16 protein-coding genes are annotated in these 18,663 nt (G+C 72.8%); 9 read left to right on the top strand and 7 right to left on the bottom strand.

Features of this window, described 5'->3' with window-relative positions:
- Nucleotides 1-306: 306 nt before the first annotated feature.
- Nucleotides 307-1,335 carry a LacI family DNA-binding transcriptional regulator gene (locus tag ACIBMZ_RS05630; RefSeq protein WP_396691404.1) on the top strand — a complete coding sequence of 343 codons (1,029 nt, stop codon included), beginning with the start codon at nt 307-309 and terminating at the stop codon, nt 1,333-1,335.
- Between the two features lie 89 nt (nt 1,336-1,424).
- Here the strand turns inward: ACIBMZ_RS05630 and ACIBMZ_RS05625 are convergent, their stop codons facing one another.
- Nucleotides 1,425-1,940 (bottom strand): SRPBCC family protein, encoded by a 516-nt coding sequence (locus ACIBMZ_RS05625; protein ID WP_396691403.1) that lies wholly within the window; start codon nt 1,938-1,940, stop codon nt 1,425-1,427.
- A gap of 225 nt (nt 1,941-2,165) precedes the next feature.
- Here ACIBMZ_RS05625 and ACIBMZ_RS05620 point away from each other — a divergent pair, with 225 nt between their 5' ends.
- The 7 genes from ACIBMZ_RS05620 to ACIBMZ_RS05590 all read left to right on the top strand — a co-directional run bounded on the left by ACIBMZ_RS05620 (nt 2,166) and on the right by ACIBMZ_RS05590 (nt 9,953).
- Nucleotides 2,166-2,906 carry a cellulose binding domain-containing protein gene (locus tag ACIBMZ_RS05620; protein WP_396691401.1) on the top strand — a complete coding sequence of 247 codons (741 nt, stop codon included), beginning with the start codon at nt 2,166-2,168 and terminating at the stop codon, nt 2,904-2,906.
- A gap of 68 nt (nt 2,907-2,974) precedes the next feature.
- The gene (locus ACIBMZ_RS05615; RefSeq protein ID WP_396691399.1) at nt 2,975-3,871 is read left to right on the top strand and encodes a bile acid:sodium symporter family protein; all 897 of its coding nucleotides are present in this window, start codon (nt 2,975-2,977) and stop codon (nt 3,869-3,871) included.
- Between the two features lie 224 nt (nt 3,872-4,095).
- Nucleotides 4,096-5,472: an FAD-dependent oxidoreductase gene (locus tag ACIBMZ_RS05610; protein WP_396691397.1), complete on the top strand. Its 1,377-nt coding sequence runs from the start codon at nt 4,096-4,098 to the stop codon at nt 5,470-5,472.
- 108 nt (nt 5,473-5,580) lie between these two features.
- Complete coding sequence (locus ACIBMZ_RS05605; protein WP_396691395.1) at nt 5,581-6,495, top strand: cation diffusion facilitator family transporter; 915 nt, start codon at nt 5,581-5,583, stop codon at nt 6,493-6,495.
- Nucleotides 6,496-6,590: 95 nt separating this feature from the next.
- Entirely contained in the window at nt 6,591-8,591 is a 2,001-nt protein-coding gene (locus ACIBMZ_RS05600) for a cytochrome c oxidase assembly protein (RefSeq protein ID WP_396691878.1), read from the top strand.
- 82 nt (nt 8,592-8,673) lie between these two features.
- Nucleotides 8,674-9,327: a DsbA family protein gene (locus ACIBMZ_RS05595; RefSeq protein ID WP_396691393.1), complete on the top strand. Its 654-nt coding sequence runs from the start codon at nt 8,674-8,676 to the stop codon at nt 9,325-9,327.
- Nucleotides 9,324-9,953, top strand: coding sequence for a vitamin K epoxide reductase family protein (locus ACIBMZ_RS05590; protein ID WP_396691390.1), 630 nt, complete (start codon nt 9,324-9,326; stop codon nt 9,951-9,953). Before ACIBMZ_RS05595 ends, ACIBMZ_RS05590 begins: the two co-directional genes overlap by 4 nt.
- Here ACIBMZ_RS05590 and ACIBMZ_RS05585 read toward each other — a convergent pair.
- From ACIBMZ_RS05585 to ACIBMZ_RS05575, 3 genes are read right to left on the bottom strand one after another with little or no spacing between them, the layout of a single operon-like run.
- The gene (locus ACIBMZ_RS05585; protein ID WP_396691389.1) at nt 9,932-10,555 is read right to left on the bottom strand and encodes a DedA family protein; all 624 of its coding nucleotides are present in this window, start codon (nt 10,553-10,555) and stop codon (nt 9,932-9,934) included. The genes ACIBMZ_RS05590 and ACIBMZ_RS05585 overlap by 22 nt on opposite strands.
- A gap of 44 nt (nt 10,556-10,599) precedes the next feature.
- A complete protein-coding gene (locus ACIBMZ_RS05580; RefSeq protein WP_396691387.1) occupies nt 10,600-10,980 on the bottom strand; it encodes a YccF domain-containing protein in 381 nt (126 codons plus the stop codon).
- A 59-nt stretch (nt 10,981-11,039) separates the two neighbouring features.
- Entirely contained in the window at nt 11,040-13,157 is a 2,118-nt protein-coding gene (locus ACIBMZ_RS05575; RefSeq protein ID WP_396691386.1) for a cellulase family glycosylhydrolase, read from the bottom strand.
- 251 nt (nt 13,158-13,408) lie between these two features.
- On the opposite strand from ACIBMZ_RS05575, the gene ACIBMZ_RS05570 reads away from it, so the two are divergent.
- Nucleotides 13,409-14,623 carry an aromatic acid exporter family protein gene (locus tag ACIBMZ_RS05570; RefSeq protein ID WP_396691384.1) on the top strand — a complete coding sequence of 405 codons (1,215 nt, stop codon included), beginning with the start codon at nt 13,409-13,411 and terminating at the stop codon, nt 14,621-14,623.
- Nucleotides 14,624-14,639: 16 nt separating this feature from the next.
- Here the strand turns inward: ACIBMZ_RS05570 and ACIBMZ_RS05565 are convergent, their stop codons facing one another.
- From ACIBMZ_RS05565 to ACIBMZ_RS05555, 3 genes are all read right to left on the bottom strand, one after another.
- Entirely contained in the window at nt 14,640-15,173 is a 534-nt protein-coding gene (locus tag ACIBMZ_RS05565; protein WP_396691382.1) for a DUF3558 family protein, read from the bottom strand.
- Between the two features lie 23 nt (nt 15,174-15,196).
- Entirely contained in the window at nt 15,197-15,718 is a 522-nt protein-coding gene (locus tag ACIBMZ_RS05560; RefSeq protein ID WP_396691381.1) for a hypothetical protein, read from the bottom strand.
- A gap of 83 nt (nt 15,719-15,801) precedes the next feature.
- Nucleotides 15,802-18,573: an ATP-binding protein gene (locus ACIBMZ_RS05555; protein WP_396691379.1), complete on the bottom strand. Its 2,772-nt coding sequence runs from the start codon at nt 18,571-18,573 to the stop codon at nt 15,802-15,804.
- Nucleotides 18,574-18,663 lie beyond the last annotated feature (90 nt).

Below are 18,663 nucleotides of genomic sequence, written 5' to 3'. Positions count from 1 at the left end.
GTCCCCTGCTAACGCCTCGTGTATAGCAGGGGACCCTTCCTTTCATCACTACGGGTGCGGCCAGCGAACGTTTCGGCGGGGTTTTCGGGAAGGGGGCACCGACGGACCTTCCTGAACCGCGTCGACGGGACACTTCGGTGTAGTGTTTCCGCGCAGGTACGGGTGACACCGCGAGCCGGGCAACGACACCGAAACAATGCCGAAAACCTTTACAAGGTCACTTCCGTCGGGGGTGCCTGTGCGGGCTCCCGAAGCAGCCTGTCGCCGCGCACCGCATCCATGCCGGTCGCTGGGAGGGAGCACCGCATGACGACCGAGCCAGAGGTCCCCGCCAACCGCACGCCCACGCTCACCGACGTCGCCAAGCTGGCCGGGGTCTCGGTCGCCACCGCCTCCAAGGCCATCAACGGGCGGGGCGAGGTGCGGGCGACCACCCGGGTACGCGTGTTGGAGGCCGCGGAACTGCTCTCCTTCGCTCCGAACGCCCTGGCCCGAGGGTTGCTCAGCGGCCGGACCGGGACCGTCGGCCTGCTCACCGGCGACCTGGAGGGGCGGTTCTCGATCCCCATTCTGATGGGCGCCGAGGACGCCTTCGGCGCCGGGCAGGTGTCGGTCTTCCTGTGTGACGCGCGCGGCGACGCGATCCGGGAGAAGCACCACGTGCGTGCGCTGCTGTCGCGCCGGGTGGACGGGCTCATCGTGGTCGGTTCGCGGACCGACCCCCGGCCGCCGCTGGCCGGCAACATCCCGGTGCCGGTGGTCTACGTGTACGCCCCCTCCTCGGACCCGGCCGACATCTCCATCACCGTCGACAACGTCGGGGGCGGCCGTCTCGCCATCGAGCACCTGCTGGCCTGCGGCCGACGCAACATCGCCCACATCACCGGCGAGCCGGGCTTCCAGGCGGCCCGCGACCGTGCCGAGGGTGCGGCGGCGGCGCTCGCCACGGCGGGACTGGGCATGGTCGGCGACCGGCCCTACTACGGTTCGTGGGACGAGTCGTGGGGGCGGGCCGCCGCGTACATGGTCGTCGAGCAGCGGCCCGAGGTCGACGCGATCTTCTGCGGCAGCGACCAGATCGCCCGAGGCGTCCTGGACGCCCTGCGTGATCTCGGCCGGGACGTGCCGTCGGCGATCTCGGTGATCGGCTTCGACAACTGGGAGGCCATCTCGGCGGACTCCCGCCCGCGACTGACCAGCGTCGACATGAACCTCCAGCACCTCGGCGCGGTGGCCGGGCAGCGCCTCTTCGCGGCCATCGACGGTGCGACGACCCGCTCCGAGGAGTTCGCCAGCCGCCTGGTGATGCGCGAGTCGACGCTGCCGGTGCGCTGAGGCCGCCGCGCCGGGCTCGGGCTGCCCAGATCATCGCCCCGCCGAGTCCGACGGCCCGGATGGAGCGCATGCTGCGGCGGTGTTGTCGGTCAGGAGTCGGTCCGGTTCCCGTCGCCGCGTTCGCGCAGGTCCCGCTCGGCGGCGGCGACCACGACCGGGTCGGCGCAGCCGGCGGCGTAGCCGGCGATCCGGCGGCGGATGTCCCGGCCGAGCAGCCAGGTGCCGATCCGGTCGGCGACCGGTCGCAGCAGCGCCGGACGGCAGCGGAAGTGGTAGCGCCAGGTCGCGACGGTGTGCCCGGGTTCGGCCGCCGGCGCGAACCGCCAGCCGCCGGCGAACATCTCGAAGAACCACGGGCCGCGCACCATCTTCATGCCCACGTTGGTCGGCGGGGCGTAGGAGACGTACTCGCTGACCATCGAGAGGCCGTGCCGGGACCGGGTGAACGTGCGGACGCCCCGGTCCGGCCGGACGGCGCCGTCCACGAAGTGCTGGCTGCGGACGAACGGATCCCACCGCCGCCGGACCGGCATGGTGGTCTGCGAGATCGCGAACGCGAGATTCGGGGGTACGGGGACGACGGCCACCGCCTCAACCACGGGCATCGCCCCATTCTCCCCGGGCGCGGCCCGTCCGGCTCGGGTGGATCGGCTGGTCGTCCGTTGTATCGACCGCTGTCGAATGAAACACTCTGCTCAGTCGCGTCCGGGGCCGGCGTGCGAACGATCGTCAGGGCGCGCGGGACGCCACCCGCGCAGGGCAGCCCGCACCGCGGGCACCGGTCGCCGCTGCGTGCCCGGTGCCCCCGCCACCTGCGGAGGAGACACCACATGTCCAAGAAGTACGCTCTGGCGACGATCGTCGTCGCCACACTGACCCTGGTCGGCGTGACCGGCCTGGCGAGCGGCGCGGGCGCCGCCACGTCCCCGCCCGCCCCGCTCACCACCTCGCCGCCTGCCTGCCCACCCGCGCTGCCGTTGTCCGCGTCGGCGGACAGCACCACCGCTACGAGCGTGACCTTCCGCTACTCGCTGCTGTTCCGTCCGCCCTGCGGGTACGCCACGCCGCTCACGGTCCACCTCTTCACCAGCCGGGACGACGCCGCGCAGTGGCGCGATCCGGTCGCCTCGGCGGACACCGGGCTGGAGAGCTACGGGTACGTGGTGGTCGACGGGCTCACGCCGGACACCGAGTACTGGTTCCGGTTCGGCGACTCGGAGGGTCGACGGGACCCGTACATCGTCGGCGGACCGGCGCGTACCCAGCCGTCGCCGGTGTGCGCCGCGACGGCGACGATCGGCAGCGGCTGGGAGAGTGGCTTCGTCGCCACGGTCACCGTGCGCAACACCGGGACGGAGGCGCTCGACGGCTGGCAGGTCTCCTGGACCTGGCCCGGTGACCAGCGGATCCAGTCGATCTGGAACGGGACGCCGACGGAGGCGGGCGGCGAGGTGACCGTCCGCGACGCCGGCTGGAACAGTCGACTCGCCCCGGGTGGGACCACGACGTTCGGCCTGCTCGCGTCGACCACCTCGGTGCCGGCGGGCTTCACGCTCACCTGTGGTCGCTGAGCCGGGCGGCGTACCCCGGCCACATGGAGGATTGTGAGTGCGTTACCGGGTGGTAACGATGTCGTGTCATGGACTCCGCCCTGACCCTGATCGGACTGCCCATCGCCCTCGGCATCATCATGCTCGGTCTGGGTCTCGGCCTGACCGTCGCCGACTTCCGGCGGGTGGCCCAGCACCCGAAGGCCGCCGTCATCGCGCTGGCCTGCCAGGTGCTGGTGCTGCCGCTGCTCTGCTTCGGTCTGGTGCTCGCCTTCGACCTGCCGCCGGAACTGGCCGTCGGGATGATGCTGCTCGCGGCATCGCCCGGCGGCACCACGGCCAACCTCTACAGTCACCTGTTCGGTGGGCACGTGGCGCTGAACATCACGCTGACCGCGATCAACTCGGTGCTCGCCGTGCTCACCCTGCCGATCGTGGTCAACCTGTCGGCGGGCTACTTCCTGAGCGACGCGACGAGCATCGGCCTGCAGTTCGACAAGGTGGTGCAGGTGTTCGCCATCGTGCTCGTCCCGGTCGCGATCGGCATGCTGGTCCGGGCCCGGGTGCCGGGCGTCGCCGACCGGCTCGACCGGCCGGTCCGGATCATGTCCGTGGTGGTGTTGGTCGCGGTGATCCTCGGCGCGGTGCTCGGCGAGCGGGAGAACATCGCCGACTACTTCGTCGCGGTCGGTCTGGCGGTGCTGGCGTTCAACCTGCTCAGCCTCGCGATCGGTTACGGGGTGCCACGGCTGGCGGGGATCGACCGGACCGCCGCGAAGGCGGCCGGATTCGAGATCGGCATCCACAACAGCACCCTGGCCATCACGATCGCGCTCAGCCCGGCGCTGCTGAACAACACACAGATGGGGATCCCGGCCGCCGTCTACGGCATTGTCATGTTCTTTACCGCAGCGGCCTTCGGTTACCTCGTCAACCGCGTCGACGCGGGCCCGCGAAGCACCCGCGACGGTGCCGCGACGACCTGAGAAGGGGGTGCTGAGCAGCCAATACGCGACGATCGCCGGTGCTCGTGCCGGCACCGTCGCGAGGTGGGGGCGCACCGATCATCGGATTTGCCCTCGCGTTCCCTGGCTGTGCAACGATCGTTGAGCGTCATGTTGACCGCCCGGTTCCGGCGGCCTGCCTGTGCCTCGATCACCGGCCGGGCCCGGCGGAACGGCGCCACTCCTCGCACCCCTTGGAGAGCACGATGTCCTTCTCTCCGGCTCAGGTCTTCGCCGCGCTGAACGCGGTGCGACCGCCCGACCAGCCGTCCCCGGTCCTCGGCACGGCCGTGGTGATCGGCGGCAGCATCGCCGGCCTGCTGGCCGCCCGGGTGCTGTCCGACCACGCGGCGAGCGTCGTCGTGATCGACCGCGACGACCTGCACGTGCCGGGCGGACGGCCGGGAGTGCCACAGGGGACGCAGTTGCACGCGCTGCTGCCCGGCGGCTTCCTGCAACTGGAGCGCCTCTTCCCCGGGTTCCGCGAGCAGGCCCTGGCCCAGGGGGCCGTCGAGGCACCGCCCGGCGCCCGGCGCAACTACCTCGACGGACGCCTCAAGGTGGTGGTTCCCGACGACGCGGACAGCCTGGCGGGCAGCCGGCCGTTGCTGGAGGGACTGATCCGACAGCAGGTCCTGCGGCTGCCCAACGTCAAGACGGTGACCGCCCGCGCCACCGGTCTGGTGCTCGACGGCTCGTCGGTGACCGGGGTCCGGTGCGACGTGAACGCCGCGTCCGGGGTGGAGAACGCCGACCTGGTGGTCGACGCCATGGGTCGGTCGAGCCGCCTCTCCGACTGGCTGGCGGAGGCCGGCTGGGAGCGGCCCGCGTTGCGGCGCATGCCGGTGCACCTCAACTACGCCACGGCCCTGTTCCGTCGCCGCGAGGCGCACCCGGAGCACACCGTGGTGATGGCGCTGAACAGCGTCAAGGCGTCCTCGGACGTCGCCGGGGCGGCGTACTTCGCCATCGAGGACGGTCGGTGGATGGCGATGATGGCCGGCTACGGCGACAACCGGCCCGGCCGCACCGCCGAGGACTTCGTGCGTCGGCTGCGTGAGCAGTTCCCGCCCGAGTTCACCGAGGTCGCCGACAGCGAGATGCTCGGCGAGGTGCAGACCTACCGGCACGCCGACAGCCGACGGCGGGACTACCACGCGCTGCGGCGGTTCCCGGGCGGCCTGGTCAGCGTCGGGGACGCGGTCGCCTCGTTCAACCCGGTCTACGGTCAGGGGATCACCGCCGCCGCGCTGCACGCGGCCTGTCTGTCGGCGTACCTGCGCTCCGGGCCGGACCTCCGGTTCCCGGCCCGGCGCTTCTTCGAGCTGCAACGGGTCGTGGTGGACGCCGCCTGGTCGATGTCGACCTCCGCCGACCTGGCGCTGCCGCACGTCGACGGTCCCTATCCGCGCGGGTACCGGGTGTCGAGCTGGGTGGGTGGCCAGATCGTCCGGGCGACCATGACCGACGTGACGACGGCCCGCCGTTTCAACGACGTCGTCTCGATGCGTGAGCACCCGCGCGCGTTGGCCCGGCCCGGCCTGGTGCTGGGCGCGCTGTGGGCGAACTGGCGGGCGCGCTGACCCAGGGCGCAAGTCGCCCCTCCTGTCCGATTCGGCGATTCCGGCACCTCACTTGCACTTATTGCAATGTCCGCATATGTTGCTGGTGGCGAGCGGAAGGAGTGCCGGATGGGTGCCGGGCACGATCACGGGCAGCAGGTCCTGCGCGCGGGGGAGAAGCACCGGGGGCGACTCTGGGCCGCTTTCGCCCTGCTGGCCGTCTTCATGGTGGTGGAGGCGATCGGTGCCTGGGTGACCGGTTCGCTGGCGCTGCTGTCGGACGCCGGGCACATGTTCACCGACGTGCTCGGCATCGGCATGGCGCTGGCCGCGATCACGGCGGCGAGCCGGGCCTCCCGGGACGGACAGCGCACCTTCGGGCTCTATCGGATGGAGGTCCTGGCGGCGCTGGCCAACGCGGTGCTGCTCTCCGGGGTGGCGCTCTTCGTGCTGGTCGAGGCGGTACGCCGGCTCGGCGAACCGCCGGAGGTGATGGCCGGGCCGATGCTGGCGGTGGCGGTGGCCGGGCTGGTCGCCAACATCGTGGCGTTCCTGCTGCTGCGCTCCGGAGCCCAGGAGAGCCTCAACGTGCGGGGCGCTTACCTGGAGGTGTTCGGCGACCTGCTCGCCTCGATCGGCGTGATCGTCGCGGCCGGGGTGATCGCACTGACCGGCTGGTGGTACGCCGACCCGATCGTCGCGGTGGCGGTCGGCTTGTTCATCCTGCCCCGCACCTACCGGCTGGGCCGGGCCGCACTGCGGGTTCTCGTCCAGGCCGCGCCGCCGCACCTGGACGTCGCCGAGGTCCGCGACGCGCTGCGCGAGGTCGAGGGTGTCGCCGACGTACACGACCTGCACGTCTGGACGCTGACCTCGGGCATGGAGGTGGCCTCGGCGCACCTGACCCTGGCCGCCGGGGCGGACCTGGCCCGGGTGCTGGCCGCCGCCCGCCGGCTCCTGCACGACCGTTTCGAGATCGAGCACGCCACGTTGCAGGTGGAGCCCGAGGACGCCGAGGGCGTCTGCCACGGCGCCCATTGGTGACCGCCGGGAACCCGGAGCCCCGCCGCGCCGACTACCTGGGAAACCACCCGCACCGGGAGTCGTCGTTGAACCGCCCGCACCACCTCGTCCCACCCCTGGTCCTGCGCCGTCCGGTGCTGGTGCCCGCCGCCCTGGTCCTGGTCGCCGCCGCTGCCGCCGCCGTGCTGCTGCGGTGGGGCGGCGGCAGCGTACCGCCGACTCCACCGGGGCTGCCCGACCCGGACCCGACCGCGGCCTGGCTGTTGCCGGCCGCCCGGCTCGGCATGCAGATCGGCGCGGTGGCCACCGTGGGGCTGCTGGTGGCGGCCACCGTGCTGTCCCCGCGCGACGACGGCGGCCGATTCTCCCCGCTGGGCTACCGGCGGCTGCGCGCCGCCGCGTGGACCGCTGCCGCCTGGGCGGTGTCCGCCGGGGTCGCGGTCTGCTGGACGCTCGTCGACCTGTTCGGGCTGCCCGCCGCACAGGTGTTGTCGGTCCGTGCGGTACTGAACTTCGTCGGCACCGTGTCGCTGGGCCGGTCCCTGGCGCTCAGCGGAGCGCTGGCGCTGGTCGCGGCCGTCGTCGCGGCCCGCAGCCTACGTCCGTCCGGGGCGGTGGTGGCGCTGACCGCAGCCCTGGCCGCGGTGGTGCCGCCGGTCTTCACCGGGCACGCCGCCTCGGCCAGCAACCACCAGGTGGCCGTGTCCGGCCTGCTGCTGCACGTGGTGCCGGTCACCGTCTGGGCCGGTGGGCTGCTCGCCCTGGCGGTCACCGCCCGGGGCGCCGCCGCCGACCTCGCGGTCGCGGTGCGCCGGTTCTCCCCGCTGGCGCTGGTCTGTCTGGTCGCGGTCGGGGTGTCCGGAGCGCTGTCGGCGAGCGTACGGCTGACCGGCCCGGCCGACCTGACCGGCACCGGGTACGGGCGGCTGGTGCTGGTGAAGACCGCGGTGCTGGCGGTGATCGCGGTGCTCGGGCAGTGGCACCGGCGGTCCACGATGCCGGCCCTGGTCGCCGGTCGGCGACGCCCGTTCGTGCGGGTCGCCGTCGTGGAGACGCTGCTGTTCGGGGCCGCCGTCGGTGCCGCGGTGGCGCTGTCGCGTACCCCGGTGCCGGCAGTCGGGGCCGACGGGGACGTGGCGACCGCGTTGCTCGGCTTCCCGATGCCGCCGCCGATGAGCGTGGCCACGGTGACCCGGCTCTGGCTGCCGGAACCGCTGGTCGTCGCCGCCGTCCTGGGCGCGGCGGCGCTCTACCTCGCGGGGGTGTGGCGGCTGCGGCGGCGTGGCGACGCGTGGCCCGCCGCGCGTACCGCGTTCTGGCTGCTCGGCTGCGTGGTGATCGTCGTCGCCACCTCCAGCGGCCTGGCCCGGTACGGTCCGGTGCTGTTCAGCGTGCACATGGTGCAGCACCTGCTGCTGATGATGGTCGCGCCGATCCTGATGGTGCTGGCCGGGCCGGTCACGCTCGCGCTGCGGGCACTGCGACCGGCCGTCGACCCGCGTTGGCCGGGTCCCCGGGAGTGGCTCCAGGCGGGCCTGCACTCCCGGGCCTCCCGCGTGCTGACCCACCCGGTGGTGGCGCTCGTCGTCTACGTGGCCAGCCTCTACGTGCTCTACTTCACCGGCCTGTACGAGCTGGCGGTCCGCTCGCACGCCGCCCACCTGGCGATGGTCGTGCACTTCCTCGCCGTCGGATACCTCTTCTTCTGGGCGGTCATCGGGGTCGACCCGGCACCACGCCGGGTGCCGTACCCGCTGAAGATGGTCCTGGTGCTGATCAGCATGGTGCTGCACGCCTTCCTCGGCGTCGCGCTCATGCAGTCCGCGACCGTGCTGGCCGCCGACTGGTGGATCGCGCTGGACCGGCCGTGGGGGCCGACACCGCTGGCCGACCAGCAGGCCGCCGGAGGCATCGCCTGGTCCTTCGGTGAGCTGCCCACGGTGATCGTGATGGGTGCGCTGATGTACCAGTGGATCCAGGCCGACCGGCGGGAGGCCCGCCGCCGTGACCGGGCCGCCGACCGCGCGGAGGCCGAGGGACGCGAGGACCCGGAACTGGCCGCCTACAACCGGATGCTCGCCGAGCTGGCCGAACGTGACCGGCGGGTACGCGGTTGAGTTCCCGTCCAGGCTGCTCTCAGCTATCTGCCAGCCGACCGGTGCAGCATGGGCTGCTCCCGCAGAGAAGGTTGACGCCCGCATGACGAGGAACCTGCGACTGACGTTGGCGATGATCCTGGTGGTGATCCTCGTCATGATCGGCCTGACCACGATCAACCGGAACGCCGGCTCGCGCGCCGACGGCCAACCGGTCGATCCGGCCGTGCTGGTGCGTGACGACAGCCACCGACTCTCCACCGCCACCGACGGCAGGGTCACCCTGGTGGAGTTCCTCGACTTCGAGTGCGAGGCGTGCGGCGCGGTCTACCCGGCGGTGAACGAACTCCTGGACGCCTACCAGGACCGGATCACCTTCGTGGTGCGGTACTTCCCGATCCCCAGCCACCCCAACGCCGAGCTGGCCGCCCGGGCCGCCCAGTCCGCCGCCAACCAGGGCAGGTTCGCCGAGATGTACACCGTGCTGTTCGAGAACCAGGAGGCGTGGGGGCACCAGCGGACCCCGCAGACCGAGACGTTCGCCGGGTACGCGCGCACCCTCGGCCTGGACGTCGAGGCGTTCCGGCGGGACCTCGACGACCCGGCCACCGCCGAGCGGGTGGCCCGGGACCGGGCCGACGGCGAGACCGCCGGGGTGCAGGGCACGCCGACGTTCTTCCTCAACGGGCGGCAGTTGACCAACGTCCGTACCCAGGCGGACATGATCGCCGCCATCGACGCCGCGCTCGCCGGATGAGCGCCGACCCGGCCCTTCGGCCGGCGGACACCGACGCACCGGAGGCGACCTTCCTCGCCCGGGTCACCGCGTGGGTGCTCACCGTCGGCGGCGCCGTGGGTCTGCTCGCGGCGGCGACCCTCACCGTCGAGAAGATCAACCTGCTGGGTGATCCGGACTACGTGCCGACGTGCAGCATCAACCCGATCCTGTCCTGTGGCTCGGTGATGACCACCCCGCAGGCCGCCGCCTTCGGCCTCCCGAACCCGCTGCTCGGCATCGCCGGCTTCGCGGTGGTCACCACCCTCGGCGTCGTGCTGCTCGCCGGGGTACGGTTGCCCGGCTGGATCTGGGCCGGTCTCCAGGCCGGTGCCACGTTCGGCGTGATCTTCGTGCACTGGCTGATCTACCAGAGCCTGTACGTCATCGGCGCGCTCTGCCCGTACTGCATGGTGGTCTGGGTGGTGATGATCGCGATCTTCGTCTACACCACGCTGCACCACCTGCGTCGGGTGCCGCCGTCGTCACCACCGGCCCGGCTGGCCGGACTCGCCGGCTACCACAGCTTCATCCTGGTCGCCTGGTACACGGTGATCCTGTTGGCGGTGCTGGTGCGCTTCTGGGACTACTGGTCGACCCTGTTCTGACGCCGCCTGCGCCGCCTGCGCGCCAGCGCGAGCAGCCCGCCCAGCACGACCAGGCCCAACAGCGCCTCGGTGCCGATGCCCAGTTCCCGTTCCAGGTAGCGGTAGGAGGCCGCGCCGAGGTAGCCCAGCACGGAGACCGCCGCCGCCCAGAGCAGCCCGCCGGTCACGTTGGCCCACCCGAACGTGGTCCGGCGCATGCCGCTGGCCCCGGCGGTCAGTGGGACCACCACCCGAAGGACCGCCACCCACCGGCCGACGACCACCGCCGCCGCACCCCGCTCGGCCACCAGACGCCGAGCCCGGTCCAGGTCGAGGCGCCGCCGTGCGGCGGCGGGCGCACGGGAGAGAACCGCCGGCCCGTATCGCCGTCCCAGCAGGTAGCCGACCTGGTCGCCGAGGCACGCCCCGGCTGCGGCTGCGGCGACCACCGCCGACAACGGCAGGTGACCCTCGTGCGCGACCACACCGCCGACCAGGACGGCGGTCTCACCCGGGACGACCAGCCCGAGCAGGGTGGAGGACTCCAACGCGGGCAGGGCGAACACCAGGACCAGGACGACCACCGGCGGAAGGGCGGCGATCACCGTCAGCACCCGATCCACGCCTTGATTGTGGCCGTCCCGACCCGGCGTCGAGCAGGGAATCGCTACGGCGCGGGGACGACCTCCTGCCCGAGCGGCCAGATCGCCGCCGGCACCAGCTTGAAGTTGGCCACCCCGAACGGGATCCCGATGATGGTCAGGCAGAGGCTCACCCCGGCGACGATGTGCGACAGCGCGAGCCACCAGCCGGCCAGGACGACCCAGATGACGTTGGCGACGCCGGAGGCCACGCCGACATTCGGCTTGGGCACCAGGGTCCGGCCGAACGGCCACAACGAGTACGACGCCAACCGCAGCGACGCGACGCCGAACGGGATGGTGACGACGAGCACGAAGCAGATCAGGGCCGCGATGCCGTACCCGATCGCCAGCACGATCCCGCCGCCGAAGATGAGCCACAACACGTTCAGCACGAATCGGATCATGATTCCATCATGACCGGTGGGTGCCACCGGCCGCGAAGGGCGGCCGGTGGCACCGTCGCTCAGCCGGTGACGCCGGTGACCGCCGTGCCGGACCTGGTGACGCGGTAGGTCGCCCGGGCACCGCTCCAGAAGTGGAAGGTGAGGGTGACCGGGGCGCCGTCGCGTACCTCACCGAAGAAGGTGGAGGTCAGCGTGATCCGGTTGGCGGCGTAGTCGGGCGCGAAGGCGACGTCGAACTCCTTGTACGACGTCCAGTCGTGCGGGCCGGCGTTGCTGCCGTCGGCGTACTTCGCCTCCATGGTGGCGAGCTGGTCGCCCCGGAACTGGGTCGGGATCGCGAACGCGGCGGTCGTGCCGGTGGAGTTGGACAGCACCGGCGGGTCGTACGTCACGATGTCGATCCGCCACGGCACGCCGGTGGAGAAGCGGGCGTGCAGGGTGGCGTTGACGCCGTACGCCCGGCTGCCGACCAGCCGGGTCAGCGCGCTCGCGGTCAGCGTGAGCTGGTTGCCGGAGATCGTGTAGTCGGTGCCCTGCGCCAGGGTGGTGGTGCCCTGCCGCAGCCCGGAGAAGGTGGTGCCGTTCAGGTTCAGCGTCAGCGACTTGGCGGTGACCGAGCCGGTACGCGGCACGTACACCTGGTCGGCGGAGGCGGTGCCGGAGCGGGTCGTCCAGCTCGACTTGATCTGGGCGAACAGCTCCGCGTCCCTCCACTGGAAGGTGATCCGGTCGAAGTGCTGGCCGTTGTCCCAGAGCTGGGTGGTGAGTCGCTTGGTGCGGGCGTAGTGACCGAGGAACTCGAAGAACTTGAGCTTCTCGCCCTGCTGCACGGTGCCGGTGTGTCGGTCGAAGCCGAGCAGCCCGTACTCGCCGATGACGACCGGGATGTCCCGGGCGACGAAGGCGTTGTGCACCCGGTCGAACCGGTCGATCAGATCCTGCTGGGTGACCGCGTCGAACCGGGTGCCGCCGGCGACGTTCACGCTGAACGGCCAGTAGCCGTAGAAGTGCACGGTGGCGATCAGGTTGCGGTCGCCCAGTTGGGTGAAGGTGCTCACCAGTTCGTCGATGCGGGGCTGGTCGGAGGAGGTGTGCAGGGTCGGCAGGACCAGCATCCGGGTGGCGTTGTTGCCACCGGAGGCCCGCACGATCCGGTGGAACGAGGTGTTCAGCTCGTGCAGGAGCTGCGCGTTCTGGGCGTCGCCGGAGCTGTTCGCGAACTGCGGCTCGTTGACGCTCTCGAAGTGCAGCCTCGGCGAGGCGTCCCGGAACGCGGCGGCGATCTGGGTCCAGAGCGCGTTGTAGCGGTTGAGGACGGTGGTGCGGTTGGTCGGCATCTCGTGGATCCACTGCCACGAGTCGTGGTGGATGTTGATCATCACGTAGAAGCCGTCGTCCAGCGCCCAGCCGACGACTTCCTTGATCCGGTTCAGCCAGGCCGCGTCGATCGTGTACGAGGGTGCCGGGCCGTGCCGGTTGCTCCAGGTCACCGGGATGCGGATGCTGTTGTAGCCCTGGGCCCGGATGGCGTCGAGTTGCGCCGGGGTGACCCGGGGGTTGCCCCAGGCGGTCTCGTCGGCGCCGACCGCGTCGAAGGTGTTGCCGAGGTTCCAGCCAGGCTGCATCGCGGCCACGTACGCCATCGCGTCACCGACCGGCGGCGGGGTGGTCGGGGGTGGCGTGGTGGGCGGTGGCGTGGTGGGCGGTGGCGTGGTCGGCGGCGGCGTGGTCGGGCCGACGCTCCCGGTGCAGGTGACCCCGTTGAGGGCGAACGAGGTCGGCGCGGCGTTGCTGGTGCCGGTGTAGGTGCCGTTGAAGCCGAACGAGACGCTCTGGTTGGTGCCCAGGGCGGCGTTGTAGCCGACGTTGGTGGCCGTCACGTCGTTGCCGGTGGCGGTGACGGTGGCGTTCCACGTCTGCGTCACCCGCTGGCCGGAGGGGAACGTCCAGGTCAGCCGCCAGCCGTTGACGGGGTCGCCGAGGTTGGTCAGGTCGACGTTGGCGGTGAAGCCGCCGGGCCACTGGCTGGGGGCGGAGTAGACCACCCGGCAGCCCGCGGCGGCGTACGCGGCACCCGCGTTGACCAGGCCGACGCCGGCCAGTAACACGGCTATCCCGCTGGTGACCAGGCCGAACCGCCATCGTGTCCTGCGTAGTGTGCCTCTCAGCCCGGCCATGACGCTCCTCGGTGTGGTGATGGTGTCGACGGGATGCTGGCCGAGCGCCGCCGGGACCACCGGAAACGTCCGGCCGGCTCGCACCATAAGTTGGGATCAACAACTTTGTCAATCGACCAAAGCTGATATTGAGTGCTTCTGCGCAGGTAGGGGCGTTGTGTCACGGCAAGGCGGTCGTCGGTGCCCGTACCGAGTCGGGTGGTCGGACGCGTACCAGCGAATGAGGTCAGCCCGGGCGGGTAGTCGGCGGCGTGACGGCGACGGACGAACGGGACCGCGGATGGCTACGGGACGCCGTCGGGAGTGTGGTCGGGGTGGTCGCGCGCGCGGTCGGCGGCTTCAGCGGACGGATCGGCTGGCAGGAACGGCGCCGGACGCTGGAGCTGTACGCCATCCTCGCGGTGCAGGCCGGGGTCGCCGCCGCCGTCGCCTGGACGGTCGCGCACCAGGTTCTCGGGCATCCCTCGCCGGTCTTCGCACCCAGCGCGGCGGTGGGCACGATCGCCGCCGCGATCGGTCGGCGGACCCGACGCACCGTGGAGCTACTGATCGGCGTCCTGGCCGGGATCGTGGTCGGTGACGCCCTGATCTGGGTCATCGGCACCGGGCCCTGGCAGATCGGCACCGTCGTCACGCTGGCCATCCTGCTCGCCCTCACGCTGAGCCGGGGCGGCCAGGTGGTGACCCAGGCCGGCGGCACGGCCGTCCTGATCGCCACGCTCGCGCCGGTGCAACGGGGGCTGGAGGTGCCCAGGATCATCGACGCCACCATCGGTGGACTGGCCGCCGTGCTGGTGGTGGCGGTGCTGCCGGTGAACCCGGTCCGGCTCGTGCAGCGGGCGGCCCGTCCGCTGTTCATGGTGCTGATGGAGCAACTGCACACCGGCGCCGACGGCATGTCGTCCCGGGACGCCGAGGCGGTGGCCCGGGCCCGGGACGCCCTGACCGCCCTCGACCCGCAGGTCAAACTCATCTCCGACGCCGTCGCCGGGGCACAGGAGGCGGTGGCGATCTCGCCGGCCCGGTGGCATCGCCGGTCCGAGTTCGAGCACTACGAACGCGGCGTGCGCTATCTCGACCTGGCCGTGCGGGGCTGCCAGGAACTGTTACGTCGGGCCGCCACGGCGGTCCGCGACGACGAACCGGTGCCGACCGGTCTGCCCGCGGCGGTGCACTACTTCGGCGACTCCCTCGCGCTGATGCAGATCACCGCGGAGAGTGGGCACCACACCGGCCGCACCGAGGGGCTGATCCTCAAGGCGGTGGACCGGGCCGCCGAGGCGTACCAGGAGGGGGTCGGTTTCTCCGGCAGCGTGGTGGTGGCGCAGATCCGGACCGTCGCCACCGACCTGCTGCGCACCCTCGGCTGCCCGGAGGAGCAGGCCAGCGAGTCGGTCCGGCAGCGATTCGGGCGGCGGCAGGAGGAGGGGCCCCGGGACCCCGAGGCGCAGCCCGATCGCGCGTGACCGGGCTGCGGACGGGTCACAAGCGCCCGGCCACCGTCCGGGCCACGTCGGTGAGGCGCGTGACGTACCCGGCCGGGTCGTCCAGCCGGACCAGCCGGACGGCCACCCAGGTTCCGGAGACGCTGACGAAGACCGCCCCCTCCTCCAGGTACGCCTCGTCCCCGATGCCGGAGAGCGTCTCGAACTCGTGATCGAGGTCCCGGTCGACGTCGAGGATCTTCTTCGCCCCGTCGCCGACGAAGACCTCCACCTGGGCCAACGGCCCCGAGACCGGCCCGGTGTACGTGCAGGTGTCCCGCACCGCCACCGGGTCCTCCAACGGTGTACCGGCCAACTCCTCGGCCTCCGCCTTGGTCACCAGCGCGCAGGCGTCGACCTCGGGCGCGTCCGGCGGCGCGGGCGGCTCGCTCGACGGCTCCGGCCCGGGTGTCCCGGTCGGTGCCGCCGGTGGCGGTGCCGCCGCCGGCTCGGCGGTCCCGCCACAGGCGGCGAGTACGGCCGTCACGAGCGCCGTCACGGTGAGCCGGGCGGCGGTGGACAGGTGCCTCATCGTCGTCTCCCTCCGCCGCGCCGTCACCGGGGCAGGGCGTCGAGCAGCCGACGCAGCGCCTGCTCGTACCCGTCGGGGCGGGCACCGAGGCGGGCGAAGCTGCTCAGCGTCACGGTGTAGGCGCCGCCGTCGCCGACCAGCACCGCCTCGGCGCCGATGTCCTTGACCGCCAGGTAACCCTTCGCGCCGTCGCCGACCTCCGTCACCGTCGGATAGATCTGCCCGGCCTGCTGACGCTGGTAGTCGTAGGTGCTCTCGCCGGCGAGCCGGGAGGCGGTGGTCACGGTCAGTTGGGCCACCCCCTTGCCGTCGCCGAAGCTACAGGTGCCCTGGTCCTCCATCGGCTCCCCGACGAACTCGGAGATCTGCGCCGCGGTGAACGGGCAGGGTGGGCGGACGGTGTCGGCCGTGTCGACGGGCAGGTCGAAGTCGGTGTCTGCGCCGGCTCCCGTGTCCGGCGTCGCCGGCGCCTCGGTGCCGCCGTTGTCGCATCCGGTGAGAACGAGCACCGCCACGCAGAGCGCCGGCAGGATCTTTCGCCGCACGTGTCCTGCTCCCTTCTTCGGCCGACCGTCGGGTGACGTCTCGACGCTACGGTCGGCGGACCGGGAAGGAATCCGGTGTTTCCCTAGCTTTCGACGCCCGCCACCGGATCCCGGGCGCCGGTCGCCGTCCGCGCGAGCGCGGCACCGAGCTCGGCCCGGCGGGAGATGCCCAGCTTGCGATAGACCCGGGAGAGGTTCGTCTCGACCGTCTTCGGGCTGACGAACAGTTCGTCGGCGATGGCCCGGCTGGTGCGGCCCAGGGCGGCGAGCCGGGCCACGCGTTCCTCGGTCGCGGTGAGGTCCGACGGGGCGGGCGGGCGGCCACCGAGGCGGCCGGCCTCGGCCCGGGCCCGCTGCGCGAACGCCGCCGCCCCGAGCGCGTCGAACTCGGCCGCCGCGACCTGCAACGCCTCCCGGGCCTGTCGCTTACGACGCGACCGGCGGTGCACCACCCCGGCGACCAGCAGACACCGGGCGCGATCCAGCGGCAGGACGTCCGGCGGCACCGCGGCCCGCGCGGCGTCGATCTCCGCCAGCGCGGCCGACGGGTCGATCCCGTCGGCGCTGTCCACCAGCGCCCGGCTGCGCGCCAACCCGAGCAGCGTCCAGGGACGCGGCAGCCGCCGGTGCCGCTGGGCCAGCCGTGCCAGCGTCGCCCGCGCGGTGACCAGGTCGCCGACCCCGACACACGCCTCGATCCAGTCCGGCTCGAAGCGTTGGGCCAACGGCTCGGCCAGGCCCATCCGGTCGAATATCGCGGCGAGCCGCCGGAACCCGGCGGCGGCGTCGACCGTCCGCCCGGCACTGAGCGCGACGAACGCACCCAGGTGCAGGTGGATCCGACGGCACCAGTCGTCGTCGAGTTCGTCGCCGAGTCGGGCGCCCGCCTCGGCCACCCGGGCCGCCGTGTCGAGCCGCCCCCGCAGCGCGTCGAGCAGCGCGGCCAGCCAGGTCTCGGCGGTGAGTTCGGTGCCCAGCAACTCGCCGAGTTCGCGGGCCGCCGCGATGTGCCGCTCGGCCGCCGTCCAGCGACCGGCCAGCAGCTCGGTCTCGCCGAGGTGCTTGAGCAGCTCGTACTGGGACGGCTCGTCCCCGCGTGCGGTGGCCCGGTCCAGCAGCCCGGTCAGGCGCTCCCGGGCCCGGTGCAGGTCGTCGATGCCCTTCCACCAGACGGCCGGGATCGTGCCGGCCAGCCAGGACGGCTCCGCCCCCTCCATGGCCAGTGCCCGGTCGAGCAGGTCGGTGCGGGGCGGCGCTCCGGCGCGTACCTCGTTGAAGAACAGGTTCATCAGCGCGGCGGCCAGCAGCGCGGGGTCGCCGCCGGGCCCGGTGAGCAGACCGACCGCCGCCTCGGCGTGCGTACGGGCCGGATCGGGCAGATCGACGAAGAGCGCCAGGTGGGCGTGGATCCGACCGGCCAGGGGAGAGTCCGGTCGGGTCGCGGTCAGGGCCTGCCCGGCGGCCTCGACGGCGGTGACGCCCGGCTCGTCGGCGCTCCACGCCACCACGGCCCGCAGCAGCAGGGCCTCGGCGCGGACGTCGCCGGTGAACTCGTCGGCCACCGCTTCGGCGGCGAGCCGGGCACCCGGATGGTCTCCGCAGTCGAACCGGCACCGGGCCGCCGCCAGCCGCCGCCGCCCCTGGGCCTGACGGTCGTCGGTCGGCGTGAGGCGCGCCGAGGACTCGTAGAGGGTCGCGGCGGCCTCCGGCGCCCCACGCGCGTGCTGCCGTGCCGCGGCAGCCGCCAGGGCGTCGGCCACCACCGGGTCGGCCGTGGTGGCGCAGAGCGCCAGATGCCGGACCCGCTCGTCCGGGTCGGCCACCGCCTCGGCCAGTCGGCGGTGCAGGGCCCGCCGTACGCCGGGCGGGATGCCGGCGCGGACCGCCGCCGCGTACACCGGGTGGGCGAACTCGACCCGCTGCGGCGTCACCACCAACAGCCCCGCCTCCTCGGCGGCGTCGAACGCGCCGGGACCGACCCCGGCCGTCGCCAGATCCCCGAGCACCGGTACGCCGAGCAGGGCGGCCAACCGCACCGCGTCCCGACAGCGCGGCGGCAGCCCGGCGAGAACCTCGCCGAGGAGGTGGTGCATGGAGGCGGTCACCGGCAGCTCCTGTCCCGGCTCGGGAGGCTGCGGCAGGCGCTGTACCGCGCGGGCCACCTCGATGGCGACCAGCGGGTTGCCGGCCGCCTCGCGGGCGATCCGGGCGAGCAGCGGGCGACTCAGCGGGGCGTCGATCCGGTCCCGCAGCACGTGGTGCAGCGCGGCCACGTCGAGCGGGGCCAGGGCCAGCCGGGTCAGCCGGCGGGGGCCGGTGTCGAGCCCGAGCGGAGCCGCCCAGGGCGCCGGTCCGGCCGGGGTGCGGCAGCTCACCAGCGTGGCCGGCGCCGGGTCGAGTCGGCGCAGCGCGAACCGCAGCGCGCGCTCGCTCGGTCGGTCCAGCCAGGGCGTGTCGTCCACCGCGACCAGCACCGGTCGTCCGACCGCGAGCGCCGCCTCCAGCAGCGTCCGGGTCGCCGCACCGACCACCCGTTCGTCGAACGTCTCGTCGCTGTCACCGGTGAGCAGCACCACCTCGGCGGCCACCCGCTGGGGACGCGGCAGGTCCACCACCAGGTCCGCCAGCGGGCGGAGCAGGTCGGCGAGAGCGGCGAACGGCAGGTCGGTCTCGCACTCGGCCGGCGCGCAGGAGAGGACCGACCACCCGGCCCGGGTCGCCTCGGCGACCAGGGCTCGCAGCAGGGTCGTCTTGCCGATCCCGGCCGGGCCTTCCAACAGCACCGGGCCGGGCTCGCCCAGCGCGCGCCAGGCCAGGTCGAACAGGGCGTCCCGGCCGACGAGCGAACGCGGCATGTGGCGATTCTGGCACCGGCCGGAGTCGATGGGGATCAGGCGGTCGGCGCGCCGTGGCCGTCGCTCAGGGAGACACCGACGCCCGTGCGG

Origin of the sequence: Micromonospora sp. NPDC049900 (assembly GCF_044461025.1) — a bacterium.
Classification (GTDB): Bacteria; Actinomycetota; Actinomycetes; order Mycobacteriales; family Micromonosporaceae; genus Micromonospora.
The sequence above is the reverse complement of the archived record's forward strand: the minus strand, read 5'-3'. Positions and strand labels throughout refer to the sequence as shown.